This window comes from Variovorax sp. SG517 (genome assembly GCF_013376045.1).
Classification (GTDB): Bacteria; Pseudomonadota; Gammaproteobacteria; order Burkholderiales; family Burkholderiaceae_C; genus Variovorax.
Map to the genome: position 1 here is coordinate 1 of NZ_JABMJG010000031.1, position 1005 is coordinate 1005.

The window sequence follows — 1005 nt, forward strand, 5'->3', positions numbered from 1 at the left end:
CACGAGTCGGCGACGTACGAGTCGGGCGAGGAGCGTCACATCACGCAGGGTGCGGTGGAGACGATCGACGGAGGGGAAGAGCGCACGGTGACGGGCGGTGCGACGGAGACGGTGACGGACGGGGAGCTGCGCACGATCACGGGCGGGGCGACGGAGACGATCAGCGGGGGCGAGACGCGTGTGGTCACCGGCGGCATCGATGAAACCGTCAACGGAAGCGTTTCGTTGACCGTGAACGGCACCGTCGTGCGACTGGTGAGCGGCGCCGACATCCGCATCGTCGGCGGCGGGCGCATCGAGATCATCAATGCCGTCGACACCAAGCTGGTGATCGGTCCCGACGCCACGGTGGTGACCGGCCCGAAGACGGTGGGGGCGCCGACCATCGTGCACAACGCCACCAACTACACGCTCAACAACACGCACTACACGCTCAATGCGGACGTGATCGTCTACAACACGCCGCGCCAGACGGTGAACACCGAGGACCACGGGCATTGGCGCTGGACCAATTTCGCGGCGACATGGGCCAAGGGCTCGGCCTGGACCGCGCTTGCCTTCGACTTCTATGGCGTCAAGGCGATGCTGACGCTGACGACCTTCACGTCGCTCAACGGCCTGTTCATCAACCACTCGCTTCTGAACGACAACGAAAAGCGGGTTGCCAAGAAGGTGGCGTGGGCCGACATGCGGATCGTGGTGCAACACCTGAGGAAGTGTGCCCTCAAGGAAGCGTGCGGCGCCTTCTTCCTCAAAGCCAACTGAGCCTCGCACACAGCCAGAGGAGACGAGCCCATCATGGAGAGAGTTGTAAAGGTCCATACACCGCTGGGCGAGAGCCAGCTGCTGTTTCGCTCGATGCGCGGGACGGAGGGTTTGTCGCAGCTGTTCGAGTTCGAGGTGGATCTGCTGAGCCCGAGCGCGTCGCTGGATCTGAAGTCGGTGCTGGGCAAGCCGCTGACGCTGGAGATCCAGACGGCGGGCAGCGGGCCGAGGTACCTCAAC

Annotated in this window: 1 protein-coding gene and 1 pseudogene; both read left to right on the plus strand. The window is 64.3% G+C overall.

All coding sequences use genetic code 11. The annotated features are described in order from the left end of the window. Positions 1–765 (plus strand): annotated as a pseudogene (locus FHT32_RS34775) (type VI secretion system tip protein VgrG); the annotation flags it as partial. Between the two features lie 33 nt (positions 766–798). Beyond that, positions 799–1005, plus strand: a 207-nt coding sequence (locus tag FHT32_RS34780; RefSeq protein ID WP_176669065.1) for a contractile injection system protein, VgrG/Pvc8 family, incomplete at its 3' end; no start/stop codon positions are given.